The following is a 25,300-nucleotide window of genomic DNA, read 5'->3' as shown; positions in this document are numbered from 1 at the left end:
CGGGGGGCTCCTCTTTTATCTCCTATCCCCCCGGGGGGGGGGTGGGGGTGGGGTGGGTGGGGGTGGGGGGGAGGGGGAGGGGGGTTGGGGCGGGTTAGCAGGGTGGGGGGATTTGTTGTTGGGCTCTTCGTCGGAGTTCTTCGGGGAGTAGCTCGCGGAGTTGCTCCGGCAGGAACGGCAGGTCGAGCAGTGTCATCTTCAACTGGTTGCGTTCCTGGTAGCGCAGCGGGTCGAAGCGGACCACCAGGCCGGCGTTGCGGCGGTACGTGATGTCCACGGTCCCCTCCGTGGCCGCGTCGCGGAACACCAACCCGTCCATCTCCACCACGACCGGCGACGAGTCGGGCCGGAGTTCCAACCGGATCTTCTCGTCCGGCGAGAGCACCACCGACCGGGAGATGCCGGCCATCGGCGCCGACGGCGTGATCACCACCGAGTCCGCGGCGGGGGAGATCAGTGGGCCACCGGCCGCGTAGCTGTACGCCGTCGAGCCGATCGGGGTGCTGACCACCACGGCGTCGCTGCGGTAGTAGCCGTACTGCTGGCCGTCGATGCCGAGGGTGACGCTGACGAAGCCGGAGCCCGGCTGGCGGACCAGCGCGATGTCGTTGAACGCCACGACGTCGTCACCGCACACGTCACACGCGAGGCAGGCGTGCGACTCGACGGTGAAGTCCTTCGACAGCAGCCGACTCAGCGCGTCGGGCAGCTCCGGCGGCTCGATCTCGACGAGAAACCCCAGATGACCCAGGTGTACGCCAAGCACCGGCTTCGGGTCGCGGATGGCGGAGCGCAGCGCGCCCAGCATGGTGCCGTCGCCGCCGATGCTGATCAGCGCGTTGGCGCGGATGGCGACCTCGTCGGCCGGCACCGGTTCGACGCAGGACGGTACCCGGTGCTGGTCCTCCTCGCGCACCATCAGCGTCTTGTGGTGGCGCGTGGCCCACCGTTCGATGATCCCGACCACCTCGGTGACATCCCGGGTGGGGTGCAGCACAAGTCCCAGCCCCGACACTCGTACAGCTCACCACATTCGCGATGGCCGTACCCGGCGTACACCGAAGGTGCGCCGACGGTCCGGAGGCCGCCGGCGCACCTCGCCGCCGTCAGGGTCGGGGTCGACCGGTGAGGTGTCTCAGCGAGCGGGCGACCAGGTCGTCGCGGGCCGCCGGGGGCAGACCCTCCAACCCGAAGCCCAGGTAGACCGTGTCGCCGGTGACCACCACCGAGCCCTCCTCGAACGCCCGCTGGCTGCGCGACCAGTCGGTGGCGTTGCCACCGGACCCGGCCGGTGGTCCGGCCACCGTCCAGCCGCTCAGGTCGGCCGACTCGAACGAGGTCTCCGCCACGGTCGCCCCGCCGACGAGCACCCGGGCGTCGTCCACGAAGACGCCGAGACCCTGCGTGGCCCAGTCCGAGGCGTACGTGATCGACACCTCGACCTGCTTGCCGGCGTAACCGGACAGGTCCGCCACCCACTCCTTCCAGCCGCCGGAGGCACCGGACGCCGCGTTCCAGCTGCCGGTGGTCCCGGTGGACGAGCAGTCCGCACCCTGGTAGTGGGTGAGGAACGGGTGCAGCTCGCCCCAGTTGCTGAGGCAGCTCTCCCCGGTGGCCGTGCTGGTCTTGCCGTTGGCGTCCGGCAGGGTCGTCCAGTTGTCGCTGCCCACCTCGTGGGCCTCGACGAAGAGGAAGTCCCAGTCCTGCTCGATGTCGTACGAGGTGAAGAAGCGCAACTCGGCACTGCTCGCCCCGGTCAGGTCCACCGTGCGGGTGAGCCGCTTGTACGACTCGTCGCTCTGCCCGCTGTGCAGGTACCACTCACCGGTACGCGGATCGAACGGCGCGGCGCCCGGCCGGGTCCAGCCCACCGGCGCGGAGCTGGCGAACTGGGGGAACTCGTCCGGCGGCAGGAAGCCCGACGTGGTCAGGAACGACGCGCCGTGCTCCTGGTTCTGCGCCGACCCGGGCGCGTTGAGCTGCCCGCTGAAGCCGGCGAACGCCCCGTCGATGCCGGCGACCGGGTACGGTCCCCCCTCCGGGGAGGTGCCGCCGTCGCTGACGTAGGTGTACGCGCCCAGCCAGTACTGCTGGAAGTCGTTCAACAACGGCAGGCAGTCGTCGGACTCGGCGTCGGTGCACTCGGGCGGCGCGTCCGGGTGATAGACGTACGAGCCGTTGGCGCCCTGCGCGTACAGCGCGTACTGGCCGCTGATCAGCAGTTTGCCGCCCTCGTTGAGGTAGTCCCGGACGGCCAGCTCGGTGTTGAGCGCCGCCTTGGCCGTGGTGCCGGGCACCTGGCCGGGAGCCCGCAGGATGACGTCGTCACCGGTTTCCCACACCACCGCCTTGTAGTGCGACAGCACGCCCAGCGGGTGTGGCGCCTTGCGTCCCATCGTGTCGAAGTCGTACACGTCGCTGCTGCGCCCGGCGGCGCTCAGCGACGCCGCGACCTCGTCGGCGTACTTCGCGGTGGTGCCAGTCTGCGTCGGGCTGAGGCCGGTGACGTCCTCCATGGCGAGGACCAGCACGTCACCGCCGATGTCGCCGTGCACCCGGTAGGTGAAGTGCGCACTGGCGGCCACTCCGGCCCGGGGTTTGTTGCCGGTGAACCAGACTTCCACCCGGTCACCCGGTTTGGCGCCGGTGACCGTGCCGCGCAGCTCGGCGTAGTAGTCGTCGTGCGTGTCGCCGTACCGCTCGCCGCCGCGCCACTCGCGGACCGCGACCGTCTTCGGTCGCCCGCCGTTGACCGTGTAGTGCATTCGGACGTTCTTCAACGCCCGCCGGGTGATCGAGGCGACCTGCTGGGTGCGCCCGTACGAGGTGTCGAACGCGTCCACCACGAAGTCCGGGGTGCTCCGGCCGACCACCGACACCGGGTCGTCCGGGTCCGCCGCGGACCGGGCCACGGCCAACGCGAACGGCAGGTTCTTGCGCACCTCACCGGCGATGAGGGCCTCGTCGTCGGGGAAGATGAACTCGCTGACGCAGTCTTCCGGGCGCCACTGGTCGTCGGGGTCGACCGCCGACGCGGCCTCGCAGGTGGACATCTCCGGGGTGAAGCCCAGCGTGCCGTACTTGACGGTGGCGTGGCTGTCGGTGTCGCCGTTCGTGGTGTACAGCTCGGCGGAGATGTCCGGGTCGTAGCCGGGCACCGCCGGGTGCGCGTCGTCACCGGCCATCGCCTCGTAGATCACGTCGTCCGGGGTGGGTGTGCTCACCTGCCAGCCGACGCCGTAGAGCAGTAACTGGGCCGCCGAGTGGTAGTTGACGAAGAACTCGAACCCGACCCGCTTGAACAGCCGGTCCAGGGCCTTGGTCTCCGGCTCCGAGTTGGGGCTCGGGCCCCGGTAGGTCTCGCTGTTCGGCACCGGCGACGAGCCCTCGTTGTCGTACCCCCACTTGTAGCTGAAGTTGCGGTTGAGGTCGACGCCGTCGACCGAGGTGATCTGCCCGTCGCCGTTGTTGTCCCGCAGGTTCTTGCGCCACAGCCGGTTGCCGGGGGTGAAGGTGTGGTCGTAGCCGTCCGGGTTGGCGACCGGCAGGAACCACAGCTCGGTGGTGTCCAACAGGCGGGTGATCTCCCGGTCGGTGCCGTAGCTGTCCAGCACGTGGTGCATCAGCCGGCGGGTCATCTCCGGCGTGATCCACTCGCGGGCGTGCTGCGCACCGGCGTAGAGCACCGCCGGTCGCTTGCCGTCCGCGACGGTCCGCGCGTTCTTGGTGACCTTGAGGGCGAGGATCGGCTGGCCCTGCTGGCTGCGGCCGAGCGTCTCCACCTTGGTCAGTCTGGGGAACCGGGCGGCGGTGGCGTTCAGCTCGTCCCGGAGGCCACCGGGCTCCCCGTAGGGGCGGAACGCCGTCCAGCCGGCCGCGGCCTGCTCCCGCAGCGCCTGCGACGCGTCCTTGCCGCGAACCCTCTTCACCGACAGGGGAACGCCCTTGTCGGTCAGCCGTTTGGCCTGCCGGCGGCTGAGCACCGTCTCGACAGTCGTGCGGCCGGCCGAGTCGGTCTTCGCGTCGTGGCCGAGGTCGACCCCCGCCGCGCGCAGTTGATCCCGCTGTTTCGCGTCGACGGTGCCGACGTACACCTCAAGGCCGTCCCGGGCGTCCGGATCGGACGACGGCCGCGCGCTGGCGGGTGCGGTCAGTGCCAATGCGCCGAGCAGGGTGACCACGCTGGCGATCGCCAGTCGTCTCGGTCTCATCGCGCCTCCTTGGGTGAAGGACCTGTAGGCGCGAGCCTTCGGTGTGGCGTAAACGATGTCAATAGTTCGATGGGCGCGAGGTGGCTGACCGTGTTGGTGTGGGTGCCGCCAGTGATCGAGTGGTACTGGCTACCGGAGCGTCGTCGAGATGACGTCCGCGATGCGCGCACCCGCCGCGCCGTCCCACATCGGCGGTGTGGGCCAGTTGGCGAGTCGTTGCGCGGCCACCGTGCTCGCCACGGTCTCGGCGAGTGTGGACGGGGTGACGAGGCGGTTGGTGCCGTGCGTGATCGTGATCGGCCGCTCGGTGTTGGGTCGCAGCGTCAGGCAGGGCACGCCGAGCATCGTCGTCTCCTCCTGCACCCCGCCGGAGTCGGTGACGACGACTGCCGCCCCACGGACGAGGCTGACGAACTCGAGGTAGCCCAGCGGGTCGACGACGCGCAGCGCGCGATGTGAGAGCAGGCCCGCGTTCTCGAGGTGACGTCGGCCGCGCGGGTGCAGCGGCAGGATGACGGGGAGTTGGTCGGCGACCGCGTGCATCGCCTTCACCAGACTGACCGCGTCTGCCGCGTCGTCGACGTTGCCCGGTCGGTGCAGTGTCGCCACCACGTAGCGGTCGGGGAGCGAGAGCGCCGTACGGATGCCGGCGACGTCGAAGCGGTCGAGATTGGCCAGCAGGGTGTCGATCATCGGGTTGCCGACCAGGTGGATCTTCTCGGTCGCGACGCCCTCGGTCTCCAGGTGCGACACGGCGTCGGGACTGGTGGCGAACAGCAGGTCGGACACGTGGTCGACGACGATGCGGTTGATCTCTTCGGGCATGGACCTGTCGAAGCTGCGCAGGCCGGCCTCCACGTGCGCGACCGGGATGCCCAGCTTCGACGCGACGAGGGCCGCGGCGAGCGCGGAGTTGACGTCGCCGTAGACGACGGTGAGCGCCGGGCGGTCGGCGACCATCAGCTCTTCCAGGCCGGTCATGACGCGCGCGGTCTGGCTCGCGTGGCTGCCCGAACCCACCCCGAGGTTGACGTCCGGCTCGGGGAGGCCCAGTTGCCGGAAGAAGACCTCGGACATCCGCTCGTCGTAGTGCTGTCCGGTGTGGACGAGGCGCTGCGGCACGCCGTGCCGCTGCAGGGCACGGATCACCGGCGCTGCCTTGGGGAAGTTGGGACGGGCACCCGCGACGTGCAGAACGGCGTCGGCTGGCATGGATCTCCTCGTGATTTCGGGGCGAATCAGCGACGGCGCGCCAATAGTACAAGTTATCCAGTTTAAAGCATCTAATCGGCATAGAATGCCGAATGACGGATGCGTCGCGGTGTGCGTTGCCTGAGCGGTGACCGCCGCAGACGATGTTCTTACTTCCCGAAGGCAGGCAGACCCGCGTGAAGCAGATCGTCCAATCGGTGTCCGGCGGAGAGTTGCGCGTCGTCGAGGTTCCCCAGCCAGAGCCCGGCCCCACCGAGGTGCTCGTCGCCACGCGCAGGTCCCTGCTCTCCGCGGGCACCGAGCGCGCCGTGCGCGAGCTGGCCTCGGCGAGCCTGCTGCGCAAGGCCCGGGCCCGGCCGGATCTGGTCCGCCAGGTCGTCAACCGGGCACGCACCGGGGGAGTCCGCTCGACGCTCGCCGCGGTGCGCAGCCGGCTCGACGAGGACATGCCGCTCGGCTACAGCGCCGCGGGTGTCGTCGTCACCGCCGGCACCGCCACCGACGGCATCCGACCCGGGATGCGGGTGGCCACCGCCTCGGTGGGGCACGCCGAGTACCAGTCGGTGCCGGGTCTGCTCGCCGTGCCCGTCCCGGAGTCGGTGTCCGACGAGGCTGCCGCCTTCGGCGCGGTGGCGGCCATCGCCATGCAGGGCCTGCGGCAGGCCGAGGTGGGCCTCGGTGGTGCGGTCGCGGTCGTCGGTCTCGGCCTGGTCGGGCAACTGACGGTACGACTGGCGCTCGCCTCGGGGCTGCGCGTCATCGGCATCGACCTGCGCGACTGGACCGCTCAGTTGGCCGGCGAGTGCGGTGCGGTCGGCCTGGTCGAGGCGGGTGCGACGACCACCGACCAGATCATGGAACTGACCCGTGGCCGAGGTGTCGACGCGGTCCTGATCACGGCGGCGACGCCCTCGTCGGAGCCGGTCGCGCGCAGCACCGAGATCGCCCGTGACCGGGCCCGACTGGTCGTGGTCGGTGACGTCGGCCTGGACCTCGACCGTCGACGCTTCTACGAGCGCGAGCTCGATCTCCGGTTCGCGCGCAGCTACGGGCCCGGCCGGCACGACCGGTCCTACGAGGAGTGGGGCATCGACTATCCGATCGGGCACGTGCGCTGGACGGCACGGCGCAACATCGAGGCCTATCTCGACCTGGTGGCCGGTGGCCGGGTCGCGGTCGACGACCTGGTGACGCACGTCTTCGAGGTGGAGCGCGCGACGGCGGCCTACGACGTGCTGGCCTCGGACCCGCGTTCGCTCGCGGTGCAGCTCAGCTACGCGGCTCCCGCGCAGCCGTCCCGGCAGACGATCACGATCCGCCCGCGCCGGACCTCGCCGTCGCCGCGGGCCGGTCTCATCGGAGCCGGCACCTACGCCAAGGCGACGTTCCTGCCCGCGCTCAAGGCGGCCGGTTGGGGAGACGACCTCGTCGCCATCACGTCGGCCCGGGGCCTGTCCGCGCGGCACGCGGCCGAGCGCAACGGCATCGCCGTCGTGGCACCGACAGTCGAGGATCTGCTGGTCCGCGACGACGTCGACGTGGTGTTCGTCCTCAGCCGCCACGACTCGCACGCCCGCCTGGTGGTGCAGGCGCTCGACGCCGGCAAACACGTCTTCGTGGAGAAGCCGCTCGCGCTGACCCAGGACGAACTCGACGAGGTCAGAGCCGCCTACGACCGCAACTCCGGGCACCTGTTCGTCGGCTTCAACCGCCGGCACGCGCCGATGGTGGTGCACGCGAAGCGGGCCCTGGCCGCCGGGTCCGGGCCGATCACCGTCGCCTACCGGATCAACGCCGGGCAGTTGCCCGCCGCGCACTGGTACCACGACCGACGCCAGGGCGGCCGCATCCGCGGCGAGGTGTGCCACTTCATGGACCTGGCGTCGTGGCTGGTGGGCGAGCAGCCGCGGGTCGTGCACGCGTACGGCAGTGGTCGCGGCGAACCGGGCCTGGAGGAGGACGTGAGTGTCCTGCTCGGCTACCCGGACGGGTCCACGGCGACGATCACGTACTCCACCCGGGGGCACCGGCGGACGCCGAAGGAGCGCCTGGAGGTTCTCGGGCGCGGGCACACCGTGGTGATCGACGACTTCCGGCGGCTGGAGATCGACGGCCGGGAGGTGAAGCGGGTGTCCGGCGGCAAGGGGCACCAGGACCTGCTCGCCCACACCCGCGCGGTGCTCGCCGGGAACGCGCCCGCCGAACGGGAACTCGACGCGTCGTTCGGCACGACGAGGGCCGCGCTGTCCGCGATCGCCGCCCTGACCGGCATCCAGGAACACCCGTCGCGGCTGCCCACCCAGGTCGACGTGGAGAGCGTGCGGGCCGGCTCCACCTCGTGACCCGGCCGCGCCCGACCGGGTCACCGCGCGGTGCCGCGTGCCGGCGTCCGCGCCGCGCCCGCCGGCGCACCTGGGTCAGCGCGGGGCGTGGCCGTCGACGAGCGGCGCGAGTAGTCGCCCGAGGGCGTGGGACATCGCGGTACGCGACTGGTTCGCCCGAATCCAGCTCCGCCCCGCCGCGCCCATCTTGGTCAGCTCGTCCGGGCTCGCCTGGGTGATCTGGGCGAGGCCGTGGGCGAGGTGGCCCGGCGGCGTCACGTACCCGGCGTCGGCACCCAGCACGAGATCGCCGACGGTCCCCGGGCTGTTGGTGACGATCGGCAGCCCGGCGGCCATGTAGTCGAACACCTTGTTGGGGCTCACCCCGGCACGGAACAACTCGACGTCGGCGAGCACGTGCACACCGACGTCCGCGGCGTGCAGCAGGTCGGGGATCTCCGACTTCGGCACCGGGTCGAGGAAACGGACGTTGGGCCTGCCGAGGGCCAACGCCTGAAGGCGCGACTTCTCCACCCCGGCACCCACCAGCACGACGTCGATCTCGGGCACCGCCTCGGCGGCGGCCAGCAGCAGATCGAGCCCGTTGGCCGGGCCGTGTGCTCCCGCGTAGACGGCGGTCCGGCGGGTGAACCCGTACCGTCGCCGCAGCTCGGCGCGGTCCCCGCTGGGTACGAAGTCCTCCGGGTCCGCCGCGTTCGGGATGAAGGCGATCTTCTCCGGCGCCACGCCGGTGCCCTCGATCGCCGCCCGTACGCCGGGCGCCATGATCACCACGCGGTCGGCGCGCTGGTACAGGAACCGTTCGAGGCGCGCCAACGCCCGGTACGCCACCGACGTCTCCGACAGCGTGCCCATCTCGACGAGCACCCGCGGCCACAGGTCCCGGACCTCCAGGACGAACGGCGTACGCCGCAGTGTCGCCACGACACAGCCGGAGAGGCCGGCCAGGAGGTGCGGCGAGGAGGCGTAGACCACGTCGGGTCGGGGTTGCCGCAGGCCGGCGACCGTGGCCGTCACCGCGTAGCTGGCCCAGTTGACCACCCGGCCCAGGCCGTTGCCCCGGTACGGGGTCACGGCGACCAGGTGGAACCCCGGCTGTGGCCGTTGCGGCCGGCCGGTGATCATGTTGCGGCGACCCGCGATGATCACGTGCGTCCAGCCGGGCAGCCGAGTGAACAACTCGGTGTGCCGGGTGCCGCCGGGTTGGCCCGGGGGCACGGCGAAGTGGTTGAGGACGAGGACTCTGCGTGTCGTCATCGCGGTGCTCGCACGTGGTGGGTTTCCCCTGATCCGAGGTGGGTGACGGTGAGCCGGGCGCCCGCGTCGGTCCAGGTCACCTGAAACCGGAGACCGTCGAGGGCGCTCGGGTCCGGCGGGCCGGGTATCGCGCCGAGCCCCCACACCGTGGTGTCGGCCCGGCTCTCGGCCGTGAGCCACGTCGCCGGCTCCCAGCGTCCGTACGTCCGGCTGTGCCAGCCCGCGAAGGGCGCCGACCGTCCGCGCACCGCCTCGTGTCCGGCCAGTCCGACGAGGTCCAGCTTGGTCTCGCCGGCGATGAGCGTGTCGTCGTCCACGACGACGTCGGGGTGCAGTGGAACGGTGAGCGACCAGGACCGGGCGGTCGCCGACGGGTCGGCGAACTCGACGATCGCCACGTACTGCTCGGCCACCACCACCGCGCGGCCGACGCGCACCGGGTGCTCGCCGCGCGCGTACGCGTCGTGCCACCCGAAGACGATCGTGCGATCGGGCAGGACGAGCGGTGCCCCGAGGTGGCCACGGCCGGAGTTCAGCCAGCGGAACGCCCGGTGCGGGACGAGCTGGTCCTGCCCGTCCGGGCGGCGCACCGGATGGGCGGCCGAGGTGCGCAACCCGTTGCGTACCTCCAGCGGGCCGTTGTAGGTGCCGGTGCCCGGGTCGGCGATCAGCCACCGGTCGCCGTGCTTGACCCAGACCGAGGTCAGGTCGGCGTGGCCGTGCGAGGGACCGCCGTCCACCTTGAACCACACGCGCCACGGCCCCCGCTCGACACGCGCGATGCCGCCCGAGGTCGTCGCGGTCGACCGGGTACGCATCCGCGCGACGAACTCCTCCGACGTGGCCTCGGGGCCGGGCGCGGGCGCGTACCACGCCAGTTCGTCGAAGTCGGCGTACCACCGCGCCGGCAGCCGCTCACCGCACAACGCGAGCCCGAGCGCGGCGGAGCCGGCCACGTCGAGTGGGTCGCCAGAGGACGCGAGCACCCGCCCCTCGTCCCAGTCGCCGTACTGCGGGACATCGCCGTCGAACACGCCGAGTCGGGCCAGGTGCAGGCTGGCGGCGTGCAGGTCACGGTGGACGCGGGACGGCGCGCCGCCGAGCAGCACCCGCACGACGAGCATCTCGAGGACGAAACGGTGGTACGACACCGAGTCCTCGATCATGCGACCGTCGGGCCCGAAGTGTCGGCGTTGCTGAGCCGCGAACATCCGCTCGCCGGTACGCGCCCACAGGCGCGCGCGCCGGGCGGTGGGAAACATCCGGGCGAGCAGCAGCAGCCCGAGCGCGTCGCCGAGCAGGTGGTTGTTGCGCATGCTGCTCAACGTGTACGGCAGCTCGACCATCAGGTGCCGGGCGCTGGACAGCAGCAGTCGCTCCATGCCGGTCACGACGTCGCGGGGTAGTCGGTCACCGACCAACGCGAGGATCTGGTTCCAGGCGATCGCGCGCAGCGCGAGCTCCAGGCTGGAGTACCAGTTGACGCCCCGCTCCGGCGGGGACTGCGCACACCAGGCCCGCAGTAGCTCGTCGAGGCCGTCCTGCCACGGGCCGGCCGGGTCGAGACGGGCCGCGCGGGCCAGGACGACCAGGTCCCGGTGGCGTGCCGCCTCCCAGGTGTGCTTCACGTCCGACAGCCGAGCCTCGGAACGGATGTCGATGCGCCACCACGGGTCGCCCGCCGGCCACTGCCGCCCGGTCAGCGGGTCGGTGCTCCACGGTGCGGACACGCCCGTCGCCACGCGGGCACCGAAGACCCGGAGCCCGTCGTTCAGCACGTGGCCGGCGTCGTCCAGGCACCGCTGCCGCGCGCCGTCGCCGATCGGCAGCACGCTCGTCAGCGGCACCAACGCGGCCGGATGGTGGCGGTGCGCCCGCCCGTGGAACAGGACGGCGTGGAATCCGCTGCGCTTGGATGCCTCGTAGGCCGCGCGCAGTGGCGCCGACAGGCCCAGAGCGCGCATGTCCACGGCGATCGCGCGGAGATCGGGTTTCACCTTCACCTTCCCCTTGGGCGTTGGCACGGAGATTCCGTCGTTTCGTCCCGGGCTGGACGGCGTCTATAGCAAGCTGCAATTGCCATCAAATCGGGCATTAGGCACGTTCTTGAGGTTGTTTTTTCAGGTCATGTGGTTGACGCGTGTCGGTCGGGACGGGTCGTCGGTCTGTCGGGTGTCCAACGTCGCCGGTGCCGCTTCAGTGACGACGCCACCGGTGTGGGGACGAGGAGGAGTGGTCGTGACATCGCAAACCCGGGTGCGGCTCGGATCCCGTACGCCGGTGCCGGCTCGGGCCGGTGTCGGATTCGCCCCCACCGGTGGGGGCACGGTCGCCCCGGCCGGGACCGGTCGGGGTGGCTGGCGGACGAGGGCGACGACGCTCGCCGTCGGGCTGCTGTGTGTCGCGGCCTTCCAGGCGTCGTCGGCGAACGCCTGGTTGATCGTCCTGCAGGCGTCCGTCGCGGCGATCCTGCTCAGCTGTCGTCTTCCCCGCCCCCGACTGCCCGACGTGCTGGCGGTCGCGGTCGCCAGTTGGGCGCAGCTGACCGTCCTCTGGTCCAGTGACGTCGCGCAGACGCACAGCGTGGCCCTCGCGTACACCTCGGCCTGTCTGCTCTTCGTCGCGGTCCGCCACGTCGCCACGACGCCGAGGCACCTGCTCGCCGTCGGGGGCGCGTACATCGTCGGGTGCGCGCTGGCGGTGTGGCGTCTGGTCATCGAGGCGCGCGGGGTCGGCGGGCAGGCCAGCGCGATGGACATGGCGGTGCGCTTCGGCATCGAGGGCACCAACATCAACTTCACGGCCTACTCCAGCGTCACCGCGTTCGTGCTGGCGCTGGGCCTGTTGAAGATCCGCGGTCAGCGGCGGCTCGTCACCATCGGACTGACCGCCGCGTTGCCGGTGCTGGCGTCCGGGGTCTTCCTGAACCGGACCAAGGGCGCCCTGGTCGCCCTGCTGCTCGTGGTGGTGTACGCGCTGCTCAGCGAACTCAGCCCCCGCACGATGTGGCTGACGGCGGCCGCCGCGGTGCCGACGCTGCTGCTGACGGTGCCGCTCGGTCTGGGGCAGAGCGCCCTGGTGTGGGCCGACGACCTCATCGGCTCGGCGGCGACCGGCGACGTGCTGAGTCGGATCGAGTTGTGGCGGTACGCGTCCTCCTACTGGTGGGACGTCCTGTGGGTGGGCGGCGGGGCGGGAACCTTCGAACTCTGGAACCCGTTGGGCATCCGCCCGCACAACGCCGTCCTCGCCGTCGCCGTGGACCTGGGCCTGGTCGGGCTGTTGGGCGTCGTCGCCCTGTTCGGGGTGGTGCTCGTCCGGCGGGCGGCCCGGTGCCCGGTCGGACTCCGGGTCGCCGGGCTCTTCCTGGTGGGCGGGTTCCCGCTCTGGCTGACCGGAGTGTGGGAGTTCGAGCGGGGGTCGTGGCTGGCGCTCGCCCTGCTGTCGATGCTGCCGGTCCAGGCCGTCGGCCGTCGGATGGCGGCTGACCCGGGCCGGCTGGCGACCCCTCCGCCGGGACCGGTCGGTGCCCGCGCCGGCGCGCCCCTTCTCGGCGGAGCCGTTCCCAGGTGATCGGGGCCATCACCGCTGTGACTACCCGGTCGTTGGCTCGTTCAGTGACTACTGACAGCCAGCCGATCGACCCGCACCGTCGCGGAGTGCCGGAACATGCCGGGGCGCGACAGTCGTCCCGCGGCGGTCGACGGGCGCCCAACAGTGTGGAGGGTCGGCGAGTGCAATCTCGGAACCCGGTCCGGGTCGACTCGCGACCGCCCAGGGCCGGCCGTCCGGCACGGAGTGGTCTCCGGTGACCGCCGTCGACCGGATCAGTCACGGCCGGCACCGCTCGCCCGTCGGCGACCTCCAGATGCCGGCCACCGCGCCGCGACCCGGGCACCGCGTAGACCCGCCGGTGGCGGCGAACCGCGCGGCACCGGCAGGTCGAACGACCACCTGGCTGCCGCTGGCGCTGGCGCTGGCGTGGATGCTCGGCACGTTCGGGGCGTTCTGGTTGACCAGGCTGGCCCGCGATGTCGGAAACCCCGACCAGCTCTGCGCCTTCGTGCTCGTGGCGACAGCCCTGTTCGCCGGTGGGTACGTGGCGCAGATGTCCCGCCGTCCGCCCGCGGTGGCGGCCGCCACCCACTCCGTCGCCCGCGTCCGGCTGGTACGCCAACTGGTCCTGGCCAGCGCCGTCTACTACGTCGTGGTGAACCTGACGCGGCTGACCCAGTTCGGTGCCACCGGCCCCGGCAGTGTGTGGGCCAACATCCAGGCGCCCGCCGCCGGCTACGTGAACAAGTTCGACGTCTACCAGCAGGGGTTCGGCAGCACGAGCCCGTGGATGACGCTGCTGTTCCCGCTCGGCGTCCTCAGCGTGACCCTCGTGCCGCTGTTGGTGGTGCACTGGCGCGGTCTCCCCGGCTGGCTGCAACTCGCCGGAGTGGTCGCCACGGCGACGCACATCGCATTCTACCTCTTCATCGGCACGATGAAGGGGCTCGGCGACGTCGTCATCATGCTCGCGGCGGGGATGTTGGTCGCGTGGGCGTCGGTCCGGCACCGGCCGCGGGTCTACTCCCGGCGACGCCGGGCGCTCCTGCTGGTCGTCGGGGCGTTCGTGCTCCTGGCCACCTACATGATCCACAATCACGCGACGCGGGCGGCCGAGTTCGGCACCACTGGCGACGTGGTGCACGTGAATCCGTCCGTGGAACGGGTCGTGGGTAAGCCGATGGCCGAGGGCATCGCCGCCATGATCGGCTACCCGACGCACGGCTACCTCGGGTTGTCCTACAACCTCCAGGTGCCCTTCGAGTGGTCCCGTGGTCTCGGCAGCGCGCCGTCCGCGGCGATCTTCGCCGACCACACCCTCGACGTGGACCTGACCGAGCACCCGACCTACCCCGACCGGACCGAGCACGAGAAGGGGTGGCCGGCGCGCATGTACTGGGCCACCATCTATCCCTGGCTCGCCTCGGACCTGACCTTCCCGGGCGCGGCGTTGTTCATGGGCCTGGTCGGGTGGCTCTTCGCCGGCTCGTGGCGCGCGGCGGTGTCCTCCCGACGGGTGGTCCCGACGTTGATCTTCGCGCAGCTCTGCATTCTCGTCATCTACGTGCCGGCGAACAACCAGCTCGGGATGGCACCGGAATCGATAGTCGGGATGGCCACGCTACTGGCACTGCACGTCATGCAGTCGCTCTTCAGCGAACGCCGGCAACCCGCCGCGGGCCCGACCCCCGTCGCGCGGGCCGCCACCAGCTAGGCCGGTCCGGCCGGTCCGGCGGTGCCGCACTGGCGGGCCGTCAGCCCCACTGCCGGAAGAACCTGCCGAGAGGCTCCGCGTACGCCCGGTAGTCGAACGATTCGAGCGCCTGGCTGCGCGCGGCCTGGCGCATGACGCTGCGCTGCGCGGAACTCAGCCGCGTCGCCGCGCGGAACGCCTCGGTGACCTCGGCCACCGTGTGGTCCCGGCAGACCAGGCCCTCCAGGTTGGGGCGCAGGTATCTGCCCATGTCGCTGGTGAGGTTGGCGATCACCGGTGTGCCGCTGGCGAGACTCTCGCAGAACTTCGTCGAGAAGCCCGCCTCCGCCGCCCGCTCCGGCCTGCGGACCAGGACTGTGAAATCCGCGCCCTGCAGGGCGTTGGACACCTCGACCTGCGGCAGGCGACCCAGGCACCGCACACCGTCGGGCAACGGCCGAGCGTCGAAGAGCCCGCGCACCTCGTCCAGCGTCGGGCCGTAGACGCGTAACTCGACGCTCGCGCCGTCGCGCTGGACGTTGCCCACCGCCTCGATGACGGTACCCAGGAGATCCTTCCGGTTTCCGTGCGGATTCCCCGCGTAGGCGAGCGTGAGCAGCGGCGAGTCGCCCGCGGTCTGCCGGGCGTCCAGCGTCAGGCTCTTGACGTCGAGAGTGGGTGGCACCCGCAGGAGGGGCTTGCCGCCGCGGCGGTAGTGGGCCTCCAGGTGGGAGCTGATCGCGATGATGCCGTCGCACCGTGGGTAGTAGTGGCGCAGGGCCAGCTTCATGCTGGCGTGCAGTGGGCCGAGGTAGCCACCCCGCACGTGGCGTCCGTTGAACCAGTCGACGACGTCGACGATCAGCGGCACCCGGTGCCGACGACACCAGCGTTGCAGGTGGAACATGTACTGGGCCTGACCGCCGTGCACCAGGACGTGCGAGGGCCTGGTCGGCTGGGCGTCGAGCCAGCGGACCGTCCGCTGACCCCAGCGCACGAGCGTCTGAACGGAGCTGCCGATCGGCCCGGCCTCCGGCGACGGCCGCTCCGCCAGACCGAGGTGGGAGACCGAACCCGGCCCGTCGACGCCCGGCAACGGCGTGACGGTGCGTGGCTCCGGCCCGCCGCTGGCGACCACCACGTCGTAGCCGGCGGCGGCCAACGACGCCACCAGGCCGTAGACCCGGCGGGACCCCGCCTCCCCCCACGGAAAGAGGAACGGACCCACACAGGCGACCCATCCGGTACGTCTCATCGCAGCACCTCCTTAGGTCAGTTGCCCGCGGGCGGCGTCGGCGGTGACGGACCCGGTGCGCGCCGCCGCGCCGAGCGTGGCGGCGAACCGCGCGGCCACGTTCTCCTTGGCGTGCTCCTGCCGGGCGAAGGCAGTGCCGTTGCGGGCGAGCCGCTCCCGCAGGGCCGCGTCCCGGCAGAGGTCGGTCAGGCCGCGGACCAGCGCCCCGGTGTCGTTCGTACCGACGATCACGCCCGCGTCGGCCTCCTGGATGTGGTGCATCGACGCCACCTCGGGGGGCCCGTAGCCGAGGATCGGACGGCCCGAGGCGAGGTACTGGGGGATCTTCGTCGAGACCGAGTAGCGGGTGTAGCGGCGGATCTCCTCGTCGAAGGACTCGATGTGGACGAGGACGTCGGCGCGGCGCAGGGCGGCGGGCACCTCGTCGCTGGCCAGCGACGGCCCGAGCCGCACCCGTGGCAGGGGGGCGAAGTGTCTCGCGTACTGGCTGAGGTCCTTCTCCGGTGCGTGGATGGTCAGCCGGACGGGCAGACCGGCCTCGGCCAGGTCGTCCAGTGCGGCGCCGATGTCGCGCAGCGACTCCCAGCGGTTGAGGTGCAGGGCGCCGACGTAGACCAGCTCCGTCGTCCCCTGCTGCCGCGTCGCGTCGCGGGGTGGGGCGAAGAAGGTCTCGTCGACGCAGTTCGCGAACGCGCTGAACGGAATGCGGTAACGCCGCGCGTACTCCTGGGCCATCGGCTGACTGATGACCATGCCGAGCGGGGCCAGGCGGAGAAGTCTCGCGATCGTCTCCTGCACGGACCGGTCGGCCCGACCGAAGAGCTCACCGTTGTCGTACAGGGTCGCCGGCCAGTCGTCGGTGAAGTGCGGCACCACCGGAACGTCGCAGGTGCGCGCGGCGAGCGCCGTGATCCTCGTCAGCCGCACGCTGCCGAGCATCGAGTAGACGACGTCGGGCTGGAAGTCGCGCATCCACTCGATGAGCGCCGGGGGAACCCGGATCGGGCTGAGATCGGCGCTCGCCCGCAGTTGTGCGTAGATCTTGGCCATGGTGGGACGGGTCTCCGCCGCGGCGTGTACGGCGGCGATCGGTCGGCTCTGTTGCAGCGGCGTGCGGCCGTTCCAGCCCGACATCCGCATGGCGTAGTACTGGATGGGCAGGTAGTGGTCTCGCGGCGGAAAGTGGAAGAAGTGTTCGCACACCTCCGTCGATGGGGTGATGTTGCCGGTGTGCACCTGCGCGAGACGGTCCCTGGGCCAGCCGGAGAAGAGGTTCGACAGGGTCAGGGCGGTCCCGCTGACCCGGCTGAAGGGCGTGTGGCTCACCACCAGCACCCGCGGAAATTCCTCGTCGAACACCATCTGTGTATCCGCCTCTCTCAGGTGGTCCGTATTCGCAGTGCCCGCCGGTAGCCGTAGAGGGCCGCCGGGACGACCGTCACGGTGTAGATGACGACGGCGACGAACGGTGTCGCGGCCACCCCCCACCAGTGCAGGCCGAGCAGTTTTCCGACAATGGACAGTGGTAGGTAGAGGAGATAGCCGCACAGTTGCGGGCGGACGATTCCGGCCGCGTTCTGCACCATGAACCGCGGCGAGATCGCGGCCAGCACGACCCACCAGCAGGCGAGGCCCAGCAGGAGGGACCGGTTGCCTATCGAGATCGGCAACCAGGCCGCGAAGAACTGCTCGCCGTACGCCACCAGGAAGATCGACGGCAGCACGGCGATGAGTGTCGACACCATCGTCATCCGCCGCACGGTTCGGCGTATCCAGGCCAGGTCACCGCGTGCCAGGGCCTCACCGTGCAGCGGCCACAGTGGCTGGTTGACGAGCGTCACCAGTGCGCCGAGCTGGTTGAACAGTCTGGCCGGCACCGCGTACGCGGTGACGCTGGCGAGACCCAGCACGTGCGCGATGAGCAACGGGTCGGCGTTGTCCGCCAGCACCATTATCAGCGTGACCAGGAAGAAGAGGCCGCCCAGGCCGAACAGCTCCCGGACCCCCCGACCGTCGACGAGTCTCAGGCGGGGCGCCAGGTGCGGCAGCCGCCAGCCGAAGGTCCACACGGTGTTGACGATGTTCACCAGTAACGGCGCGATGGCGATGCTGGCGATGACCGCTATCGGCGGCAGCTTCGCGTACACCGCGCCGAGTGCGAGGGGCAGCGAGAGCGCGCTCGACGTCGCCTGCCAGACATTGCTGGCCGCCACCTGCTGATACGCGTACTGGACGCGGGCGACGAGCGACAGGGGAATATTGAGCAGGAACGCGGTCAGGCACACCAGGGCGACGAGGTGGGCGTCCCGCGCCGCCGTGCCTGTCGCGTTGAAGAGCAACGGCCACGGGACGAACCCACCGACCAGCCACAGCAGGCCACACGTCGGGAGCGCCACCCCGCAGACCGCGGCGTAGGCGCTGGAGACGTACCGCCGGGCGGTGTCCGAGTCGCCGTCCACCCGGCACGGCGCGAGTCTGGTCATCAGCCCGAGGCCGACGCCCAGGTCCGCGAAGGCGACCATCCCGGTGACGGCGAGCACCGCGGCCCAGAGCCCGTACAGGTCGGTGCCCAGATACGACAGGGTCACGGGAAGCAGGACGAGTGGGACGAGAGCGCTGACCGCCCGACTCAGCGCCGCGGTGGCGATCCAGGACAGCAGCCGGCGACCACGGCGCGGGGCCGGGGGAGCGGGGTCGACCGGCGCGGGTGGTTCCATCGTCTGGACGGCCCGCCGCGGCCTGGGCGATGCGGCGGCGTGCAGCGGCTCGTACCGCTGAGGCCTGCCGTGCCGGGTCCGCATCTGTCGGTCCTATCGATCGGCGGCGAACGCCGGAGGGACGCGCCTGGCGACGCGGTCGCCGCGACGCGGCCTCGCGTTGGGGTTCCTCACGGTCATAACTGTCGGTGCGGGGGTTTGGGTGTGGTCGTCGGTCACCGCCCGCCGCGCCGGTCACCGCGACTGCAGGGGTACGCCCACCGGACCGCCCACCGTCGGGTCGATCGGTTGGGCGCAGAGCAGCGCCAGGTGTTCGGTGAGCTTCACCGCGTCGTCGTACGGGTCGAGCCCGCTCACCTCCATCGGGTCGAGCGCCGGCACGGCCACGTGGGACACCAACGGGTGGAACGGCCGGGTGTCCACCTCACCGGTGCCGAACAGGTCCTCGTGCAGCTTCTCCCCGGGACGAAGGCCGGTGTAGACGATCGGCATCGTGCTGGACGCCTGCTCGGCCATCTGCCGGGCCAGGTCGGCGATGCGGACCGGCTCGCCCATGTCCAGCACCAACGCCTCCCCGTCCCGGCCGATCTCGGCGGCCTGGAGCACCAGGTGGACGGCCTCCTGGATGGTCATCAGGTAACGGGTGACGTCCGGGTGGGTGACGGTCAGCGGCCTGCTGTCCTCGATCTGCCGCTGGAACGCCGTCACCACCGACCCGCGGCTGCTGAGCACGTTGCCGAACCGGACGCTGAGGAAGGTCCCCGGGAACCGGGACGCGGCGTGCGCGGTCAGGCGCTCGGTGATCCGCTTGGAGTACCCGAGCACGCTTATCGGGTTGGCCGCCTTGTCGGTGGAGATGTTGACGAATTTGGCCACGTCCCGGCAGGCGTCCAGCACCGACAGCGTGCCCCAGACGTTCGTCTTGACCGCCTCGCCGGGGTGGCGCTGCAACAGGGTCAGGTGCTTGAGTGCCGCCGCGTGCAAGATGATCTCCGGGCGGCGTTCCCGGATGATCCGCCGAAGGCCCTCGTCGTCGCGCAGGTCGGCGAGGATCAGCTCGGGGCCATCCAGCAGGGCCCGCCCGGCGAGCGACATCTGTAGACCGTGCAGGGCCGACTCGTCCCGGTCCAGCATCATCAGCTCGCCCGGGTCGGCCTTCATCACCTGACGGCAGAGTTCCGAGCCGATCGACCCGCCGGCACCGGTGACCAGGACCCGTCGTCCGGTCAGGCTGTTCGTACTCAGCGGCAGGTCACCGACCACCTGGCGGCGGCCGAGCAGATCGCCGATCTGCACGTCCCGCACGTCGGTGACGGTGATCCGGTGGTCGACCAGGTCCCGCACGGGCGGCAGCACCTTGAACAACGCGCCGGTGGCGAGCGTGGCCTCGCGGATCTGGCGGATCAGCGCCGCATCGGCGTTGGCCACCGAGAAGATGATCGCCTTCGCGCCGGTACGCCGCACCGCGGTCTCGACGTCCTGCCGCCCGCCGAGCACGCGCACCTCCCGGATGCGCAGGTCGCGCTTGTCCGGATCGTCGTCGAGGGCGCCCACCGGCAGGTACCGGCCGCGCGGGTCGCCCAGCATCGCCCGCAGCAGCTCCTGACCGGCGTTGCCCATCCCGAACAGCAGGACCGGTGTGGAGGACCGGACGTCGGGACGCATGGAGAGGTCGCGGCGGTGCCGGTACGCGAACCGGGCGCCGAGCATCAGCAGCAGGGCGAGGGCGCCGCCGACCAGCGGGGTGCTCGCCGGCACCGGTCGGTCACCGGAGGACAGCAGGCCGAGCAGCACGATGGCCGCCGTCAGGATGGTGGTGCCGGCGACGCCCTGGACCTCCTGGAGGCTGCCCAGCGGGTGCCGTCCGGAGTAGAGCCGGCGGACCGCCGCCACCGCCACGTGCACGACCGCCGCGAGCACACCGATCGCCGCGGCCCGACCCAGTTGGCCCGCCGGGAGATCGAACTCGAACCGGGTCCACACGGCCGCGGCGAAGCCGCTGACCCAGGCGGTGGTGTCGGTTGCGAGGAAACCCGCGGTACGGCGGCGGGCCCTGGCCCGCCGAGTCGTTCGGTCCGCGCGCTCCGTGTGCTCAGTCTCCTGCGGCATGTGCTGGCTCCCTGAACCGTCTTCGACCGCTTCCGCCGCGTACGACAGAAGGGACTAAAATCCCTTTGTCCTTGTTACAGGCAGTTTCGTATTTTGTGGGCGTTTTCCGGCAGATGGCGGGAAGTCGTGCCCGTCCCGGTGAAGATCAGCGCGCCGGTACGCCCCGCGACGCCACCTGAACGGCCATCTCCCGCACCCCGGTCGTCACACCGTGCAGGCTCCTGTCCGGAGGCTCAGGAACTCCTCGATCGCGACGGACACCCGGGCGATCTGCGCCTCGGTGAGTGCGCTTCCGCTGGGCAGCGTGAGCCCGTTGGCGAAGAGTCGCTCCGCCGCGCCGGTGAGCAGGCTCTCCGCACCGGCGTGCATGGGCTGGAGATGCATCGGTTTCCACACCGGCCGGGTCTCGATGTCCCGCTCGGCCAGGTGGGCCGCCAGGTCGTCCACCCCCCAGCCGCACCGCTGCGGTTCGACGGTGATGACGGTGAGCCAACAGTTGGACTCGGTGTCCTCCGCGCCGAGCAGCCGGACGCCCGGCACCGGGGCGAAGAGCTTGGCGTAGTGGTCGCGCAGGTGGCGGCGTCGGGCGATCATCGCGTCCAGCCGGAGCAACTGGGCTCGGCCGAGTGCCGCGAGGAGGTTGCTGAGCCGGTAGTTGTAACCCGTCTCGCGGTGCTCGTAGTGCCGCGCCGGCTCGCGGGCCTGCGTCGCGAGGTGACGGGCCCGGCCGAGGAGAGCGGTGTCGTCGGACACCAGCATCCCACCGCCGGAGGTGGTCATGATCTTGTTGCCGTTGAAGGAGAGCACGCCGACGCGCCCGAAGGAACCGGCGGGCCGCCCCCCGTGGCCGGCGCCGAGGGCCTCCGCGGCGTCCTCCACCAGGGGGACGTCGGCGTCGGCGCAGACCGGGAGCAGGGCGTGGTAGTCGGCGCAGCTGCCGAACATGTCCACCGGGACGACCGCGCCGACCCGCTCACCGCGTGCGCGCAGCCGTCGCAGCACCTCGTCGACGAGGGCGACGTCCACGTTGCCGGTCCGGGGGTCGCAGTCGACGAAGACCGGCCGCGCCCCGATGTAGCGGGCCGCGTTCGCGGTGGCGACGAAGGTGAGCGTGGGCACGATGACCACGTCGCCGGGTCCGACCCCGACACCGAGCAGCGACAGGTGCAGGGCGGCGGTCCCGGAGTTGACGGCCACGGCTCCGGCGGTGCCGACCCGGGCGGCGACGTCCTGCTCGAAGGCGTCCAGGTCCGGGCCGACCGGTGCGACCCAGCCCGAGCGCAGGGCGGCGATCAGGTACGACTCCTCCAGCGGCCCGATGTCGGGTGGCGACAGATAAACGGTGCCGCTCACGGGGCACCGCCGGTCACGAGAACACCGGGTATCGGCACGATCCCACCTCCAACGGCGTCGGGGACAACGCCGGGCGAGCGTCCCATCGGGGCAGAAACCGGATGACGACCCTGATTGGTGACACACGACCCGCATTCCCCCGATCAACCCCAAAACCCGCAGTCGGACACGGCCAGTTCGGCGGCCTTCTGGCCGGCGGTGGCCCACGGCACGAGCCGTGAGCGTCGCGACGGCCGGTCGGGCGAGGCCAAAACTGGCCGGTCGGGCGAGGGGAGGGGCGGCCCCTTCGGTCGGGGGTTCGTGCCGCTGCTCAGGTCACCAGAGATGCGCACGACGTCACGATTCTGGTCATCTCGGACGCTCGGCGCGTACGGGAACTTCGAGCGCTTTACACCTATTGTGGAGGTTATCATCGGCCCCTGGACCGACCTGGACGATCGGCGGAGATGCGGGGGCGACATGCGTACGGTGCCCGAGCGGGCCGGCGTCGGGACGGCCATCTGATGCGCGTCCGCCTAGACCAACCTGGAACACTGCTCGGCCCGGTGCTCGGGTCACTCGACCGTCTCCTGTGCGCGGGGGCGCGGGTCCGTCGGGCGATCCGGGGTCTTGCCCTCGTCGGCCGGTTCGCCGCCCGGGGAGACAACTTCACGTTCGATCCGGACGGCGTCTACACGTGCGAGTCGATCGAGGTCGGCCACAATGTTGATCTCGGGTACCGGCCGATCCTGATGGCGGCCCGGAGTCGGATCCGCATCGGTGACAACGTGATGTTCGGCCCCGAGGTGACGATCCGGGGTGGCAACCACCGCATCGAGCAGGTCGGCGTACCGATGATCGCGGTCGACAAGGAGGCCGGCGACGACACCCACGACCGGGGCGTCACCATCGGCGACGACGTGTGGGTGGGTACCCGGGCGGTGATCCTGCACGGGGTGACGATCGGCCGGGGCGCGGTGATCGGCGCCGGCGCGGTGGTCACCCGGTCGGTGCCGCCGTACGCGGTGACCGCCGGCAACCCGGCCCGGGTGATCCGCCTGCGGTGGCCGGTGGAGACCATCCGGGCCCACGAGCGGCAGCTCTACCCGGCCGACCGGCGGCTGACCGCCGCCGAGCTGGCCGGCCTCGCCGAGCTGCCGGTGCCCGAGCCGCGCCCGACTCCCGTGACGAAGTCGCTGACCACCGGCGTCCAGCCGCGATAGTCGAAACAGTCGGCCCGCTCCCGGGCCGCGCGGCTCATCGCCCGCCAGGCCGCGTCGTCGAGACGCAGCGCCCGCGCGATGCCGCGCCGGACATCCTCGGCTGCCGAGCCGTCGAGCAGGATGCCCTCCCGACCGTCCACGAGGTAGCGCCGCAGATCGCTGGTGAGGTTGAGCAGCACCGGGCAACCGGCGGCCAGGCTCTCCGGCACCTTGGAGGGGAAGCCCGCCTGCGCGTACCCGGCCCGCGGGCGGACCAGCACGGAGAAGTGCGCCCGGCGCAACTCGGCGAGCACCCGCTCGCGGGGCACCCGGCCGAGGAAGCTCACCTGGTCGTCGAGGTCGGTCGGCCCGGCCTCCCCGAGGTCGGAGAGACTGCTGGCCTGCTCCCGGCTGATCCCGGCGATCACCAGGTGCACCCTGGCCCGATCGGCGGGCGGGAGCAGACGGATGCCCTCCAGCACCACGGCCAACTGGTCCTTCACGCCTGCCGACCCGGCGTAGAGCAGTCGGAGGCCGTCGCCGAGCGAGGCTGGTGCGGGGTCGGCGTAGTCGGCGCTGTCGACCTGCGGCGGCACCACCAGGGTCCGCCGGCCCTGGCGCACGAAGCGCCGCTCCAGCAGCTCGGAGATGACGATGAGCTGGTCGGCGAGTCGTCCGGCCCAGAAGGACGCCCAGCGGTGTCGGAGGAAGTACGGCGTCAGCCAGCCCCGGGGAAACTGGGCCCGGTCATGCTGCTCCAGCACGTCCACCGTCACCGGGCACCGCACCGCCACGCGCAGCACCGCCCAGGTCGCCAGGTCCCACAACCCGAGCGGCAGGTGTACGCCGGCCAACTCGCCCGGACGGACGCCCGCGCGGCGCAGCGCGGCCAGCACCCGCAGCGGCCGGAGGCGCCGGTGCGACAGGCGGCCCAGCACCCCGCCACCCAGGCGGCGTCGGGGCAGCGTGATCAGGCGGACGTCGGCGGGTAGGTCCACCGTGCTCGGTGGACGCGACCCGTCGTCGGGCCAGTCGTTGACCACCAGTGTCACTCCCCCCGGCGGGGTGGCCGACCGGGCCAGTTGCAGAAGCCGGTTGGACATCGCGTCACCATGCGGAAACCGGTACGCGGCCAGCGCCAGCACCGTTGGCGTCGCGGTGGGCCGCAGGGCGGAGATCAGGTCCGGGCTGGTGGTGGGCTCGCCCACGGTCTACCCCTCGGGGAAATTAGGTGATTCGTGCCATTATGACTGCTTAGTCTAGACGGCCGTCGGAATGAGGAGACATGCAGCGTGCAGCCGTGCGCGACACCCGGCGGGCGTCGGCCGGAGCCCCGCGGTGAGCCGACCGGTGGTGGTGCAGCACTCGGCGGGCACCGCTGGTGCCAACGGCCCGCTGACCGCCGTGCGGCGGGTGCTCGCCTCGCCCCTGGCCGACCGGTACGAGTTCGTCCGGATGCACCAACACGCCGGCAACGGCAGCCTGAACGTGCCGCTGCTGCGGGAGTGGGTGCGGCTGCTGCGACAAGTCCGCCCGGATCTGGTGCACGTGCGGGGCCTGCAGAACGAGGGCTTCCACGGCGTCCTCGCCGCCCGCCTCGCCGGCTGCCCGCGGATCCTGGTCACCGTGCACGGCACCGTCCGTGACCTGCGCCAACCGGGTCGCGCCTGGCGGCGCCGACTGCTCGTGCACGGTGCCGAGCCCGCGACGCTGCGGCTGGCCACCCACGTCGGCACCGTCTGCGCGTACGCCGCCGGCCGGGACTTCCTGTCCGACCTGGGCGGGAAGTTCGTCGGGGTGGTCCCCAACGGGGTGCCGCTGCCGGCCCGTCCACACGCCGAGCGGGACCGGGCCCGGGCCGAGCTGGGCCTGCGCCCCGACGACGTGGCGATGATCGCGGTGTCCCGGCTGACCTGGGAGAAGGGTTACGCAGTCCTCGCCGACGCGGCGCGCCGACTGCCGCCGTCGGCGACCCGCCGGGTGTTGCTGGTCGCCGGTGACGGGCTCGACCGGGACGGGATCGCCGCCGCGCTGGCCGAGTCCGGCCACGTGGAGGTACGCCTGCTCGGCAACCGTCTCGACGTACCGGACCTGCTCGCCGCGGCGGACCTCTTCGTCTTCCCGACCCTGCACGAGAACCTCTCCAACGCGCTGCTGGAGGCGATGGCGTACGGGCTGCCGGTGGTCGCGTCGGCGGTGGGTGGCAACGTCGAGGTGCTGCGCTCCGGCGGCGGCCGGCTGGTGCCGGCCGGCGACCCGGACGCCCTGGCCGCGGCGTTGACGCCGCTGCTCGACGACCCCGCCGAGCGGCGTCACGTGGGGGAGTTGGGTCGCAAGGTGGTGGCCGAGGACTACAGCCTCGACGTCATGCTCGGTCGCCTCGACCGGGTCTACCAGCAGATCCTCGGGGAGTGA

The 25,300-nt window shown here is 71.5% G+C and carries 15 protein-coding genes and 1 pseudogene; 5 read left to right on the top strand and 11 right to left on the bottom strand.

Annotated features, from left to right (window positions below; genetic code table 11):
• Nucleotides 1-94: 94 nt before the first annotated feature.
• From AB0B14_RS35265 to wecB, 3 genes are all read right to left on the bottom strand, one after another.
• On the bottom strand, nucleotides 95-1,015 hold the full coding sequence (locus tag AB0B14_RS35265; RefSeq protein WP_357077502.1) for an NAD(+)/NADH kinase: 921 nt from the start codon (nucleotides 1,013-1,015) through the stop codon (nucleotides 95-97).
• A 91-nt stretch (nucleotides 1,016-1,106) separates the two neighbouring features.
• Nucleotides 1,107-4,211 carry a M14 family zinc carboxypeptidase gene (locus tag AB0B14_RS35260; RefSeq protein ID WP_357526432.1) on the bottom strand — a complete coding sequence of 1,035 codons (3,105 nt, stop codon included), beginning with the start codon at nucleotides 4,209-4,211 and terminating at the stop codon, nucleotides 1,107-1,109.
• Nucleotides 4,212-4,340: 129 nt separating this feature from the next.
• Nucleotides 4,341-5,423 carry a UDP-N-acetylglucosamine 2-epimerase (non-hydrolyzing) gene (wecB, locus tag AB0B14_RS35255; RefSeq protein ID WP_357526430.1) on the bottom strand — a complete coding sequence of 361 codons (1,083 nt, stop codon included), beginning with the start codon at nucleotides 5,421-5,423 and terminating at the stop codon, nucleotides 4,341-4,343.
• Nucleotides 5,424-5,599: 176 nt separating this feature from the next.
• On the opposite strand from wecB, the gene AB0B14_RS35250 reads away from it, so the two are divergent.
• Nucleotides 5,600-7,765: a bi-domain-containing oxidoreductase gene (locus tag AB0B14_RS35250; RefSeq protein WP_357077511.1), complete on the top strand. Its 2,166-nt coding sequence runs from the start codon at nucleotides 5,600-5,602 to the stop codon at nucleotides 7,763-7,765.
• A gap of 75 nt (nucleotides 7,766-7,840) precedes the next feature.
• Here AB0B14_RS35250 and AB0B14_RS35245 read toward each other — a convergent pair whose 3' ends face one another.
• Together AB0B14_RS35245 and AB0B14_RS35240 are read right to left on the bottom strand one after the other, a co-directional pair.
• The gene (locus AB0B14_RS35245) at nucleotides 7,841-9,022 is read right to left on the bottom strand and encodes a glycosyltransferase family 4 protein (RefSeq protein WP_357077514.1); all 1,182 of its coding nucleotides are present in this window, start codon (nucleotides 9,020-9,022) and stop codon (nucleotides 7,841-7,843) included.
• Entirely contained in the window at nucleotides 9,019-11,019 is a 2,001-nt protein-coding gene (locus AB0B14_RS35240) for a heparinase II/III family protein (protein ID WP_357526428.1), read from the bottom strand. The genes AB0B14_RS35245 and AB0B14_RS35240 overlap by 4 nt, the downstream gene beginning before the upstream one ends.
• 241 nt (nucleotides 11,020-11,260) lie before the next feature.
• Here AB0B14_RS35240 and AB0B14_RS35235 point away from each other — a divergent pair, with 241 nt between their 5' ends.
• Nucleotides 11,261-12,595 (top strand): O-antigen ligase family protein, encoded by a 1,335-nt coding sequence (locus tag AB0B14_RS35235; RefSeq protein WP_357526426.1) that lies wholly within the window; start codon nucleotides 11,261-11,263, stop codon nucleotides 12,593-12,595.
• A gap of 235 nt (nucleotides 12,596-12,830) precedes the next feature.
• Nucleotides 12,831-14,291, top strand: a complete 1,461-nt coding sequence (locus AB0B14_RS35230; protein WP_357526424.1) for a hypothetical protein — start codon at nucleotides 12,831-12,833, stop codon at nucleotides 14,289-14,291.
• A gap of 40 nt (nucleotides 14,292-14,331) precedes the next feature.
• Here the strand turns inward: AB0B14_RS35230 and AB0B14_RS35225 are convergent, their stop codons facing one another.
• The 5 genes from AB0B14_RS35225 to AB0B14_RS35205 all read right to left on the bottom strand — a co-directional run bounded on the left by AB0B14_RS35225 (nucleotide 14,332) and on the right by AB0B14_RS35205 (nucleotide 21,704).
• A complete protein-coding gene (locus AB0B14_RS35225) occupies nucleotides 14,332-15,525 on the bottom strand; it encodes a glycosyltransferase (protein ID WP_357526422.1) in 1,194 nt (397 codons plus the stop codon).
• A gap of 12 nt (nucleotides 15,526-15,537) precedes the next feature.
• Nucleotides 15,538-16,887 (bottom strand): glycosyl transferase family 1, encoded by a 1,350-nt coding sequence (locus AB0B14_RS35220; RefSeq protein ID WP_357526420.1) that lies wholly within the window; start codon nucleotides 16,885-16,887, stop codon nucleotides 15,538-15,540.
• Between the two features lie 17 nt (nucleotides 16,888-16,904).
• Nucleotides 16,905-18,242, bottom strand: coding sequence for an oligosaccharide flippase family protein (locus AB0B14_RS35215; protein WP_357526418.1), 1,338 nt, complete (start codon nucleotides 18,240-18,242; stop codon nucleotides 16,905-16,907).
• A gap of 234 nt (nucleotides 18,243-18,476) precedes the next feature.
• Nucleotides 18,477-20,351 carry a polysaccharide biosynthesis protein gene (locus AB0B14_RS35210; protein ID WP_357526416.1) on the bottom strand — a complete coding sequence of 625 codons (1,875 nt, stop codon included), beginning with the start codon at nucleotides 20,349-20,351 and terminating at the stop codon, nucleotides 18,477-18,479.
• A gap of 204 nt (nucleotides 20,352-20,555) precedes the next feature.
• Nucleotides 20,556-21,704: an aminotransferase class I/II-fold pyridoxal phosphate-dependent enzyme gene (locus AB0B14_RS35205; RefSeq protein ID WP_357526414.1), complete on the bottom strand. Its 1,149-nt coding sequence runs from the start codon at nucleotides 21,702-21,704 to the stop codon at nucleotides 20,556-20,558.
• Between the two features lie 503 nt (nucleotides 21,705-22,207).
• Between AB0B14_RS35205 and AB0B14_RS35200 the strand changes: the two genes are divergently transcribed.
• Entirely contained in the window at nucleotides 22,208-22,906 is a 699-nt protein-coding gene (locus AB0B14_RS35200; RefSeq protein WP_357077541.1) for an acyltransferase, read from the top strand.
• A 23-nt stretch (nucleotides 22,907-22,929) separates the two neighbouring features.
• Here AB0B14_RS35200 and AB0B14_RS35195 read toward each other — a convergent pair.
• Nucleotides 22,930-23,988: pseudogene (locus AB0B14_RS35195) on the bottom strand (glycosyltransferase); the annotation flags it as partial.
• A 235-nt stretch (nucleotides 23,989-24,223) separates the two neighbouring features.
• On the opposite strand from AB0B14_RS35195, the gene AB0B14_RS35190 reads away from it, so the two are divergent.
• Nucleotides 24,224-25,300 (top strand): glycosyltransferase, encoded by a 1,077-nt coding sequence (locus AB0B14_RS35190; protein WP_357526412.1) that lies wholly within the window; start codon nucleotides 24,224-24,226, stop codon nucleotides 25,298-25,300.

The organism is Micromonospora sp. NPDC049171, from assembly GCF_040648275.1.
Classification (GTDB): Bacteria; Actinomycetota; Actinomycetes; order Mycobacteriales; family Micromonosporaceae; genus Micromonospora.
This window is presented reverse-complemented; position numbering and strand designations above follow the sequence as displayed.

Coding starts and splice junctions, on each gene's coding strand:
- AB0B14_RS35225 (WP_357526422.1), bottom strand. CDS start 15,525: ATGAGACGTACCGGATGGGTCGCCTGTGTGGGTCCGTTCCTCTTTCCG.
- wecB (WP_357526430.1), bottom strand. CDS start 5,423: ATGCCAGCCGACGCCGTTCTGCACGTCGCGGGTGCCCGTCCCAACTTC.
- AB0B14_RS35245 (WP_357077514.1), bottom strand. CDS start 9,022: ATGACGACACGCAGAGTCCTCGTCCTCAACCACTTCGCCGTGCCCCCG.
- AB0B14_RS35215 (WP_357526418.1), bottom strand. CDS start 18,242: ATGGAACCACCCGCGCCGGTCGACCCCGCTCCCCCGGCCCCGCGCCGT.
- AB0B14_RS35260 (WP_357526432.1), bottom strand. CDS start 4,211: ATGAGACCGAGACGACTGGCGATCGCCAGCGTGGTCACCCTGCTCGGC.
- AB0B14_RS35210 (WP_357526416.1), bottom strand. CDS start 20,351: ATGCCGCAGGAGACTGAGCACACGGAGCGCGCGGACCGAACGACTCGG.
- AB0B14_RS35200 (WP_357077541.1), top strand. CDS start 22,208: ATGCGCGTCCGCCTAGACCAACCTGGAACACTGCTCGGCCCGGTGCTC.
- AB0B14_RS35220 (WP_357526420.1), bottom strand. CDS start 16,887: ATGGTGTTCGACGAGGAATTTCCGCGGGTGCTGGTGGTGAGCCACACG.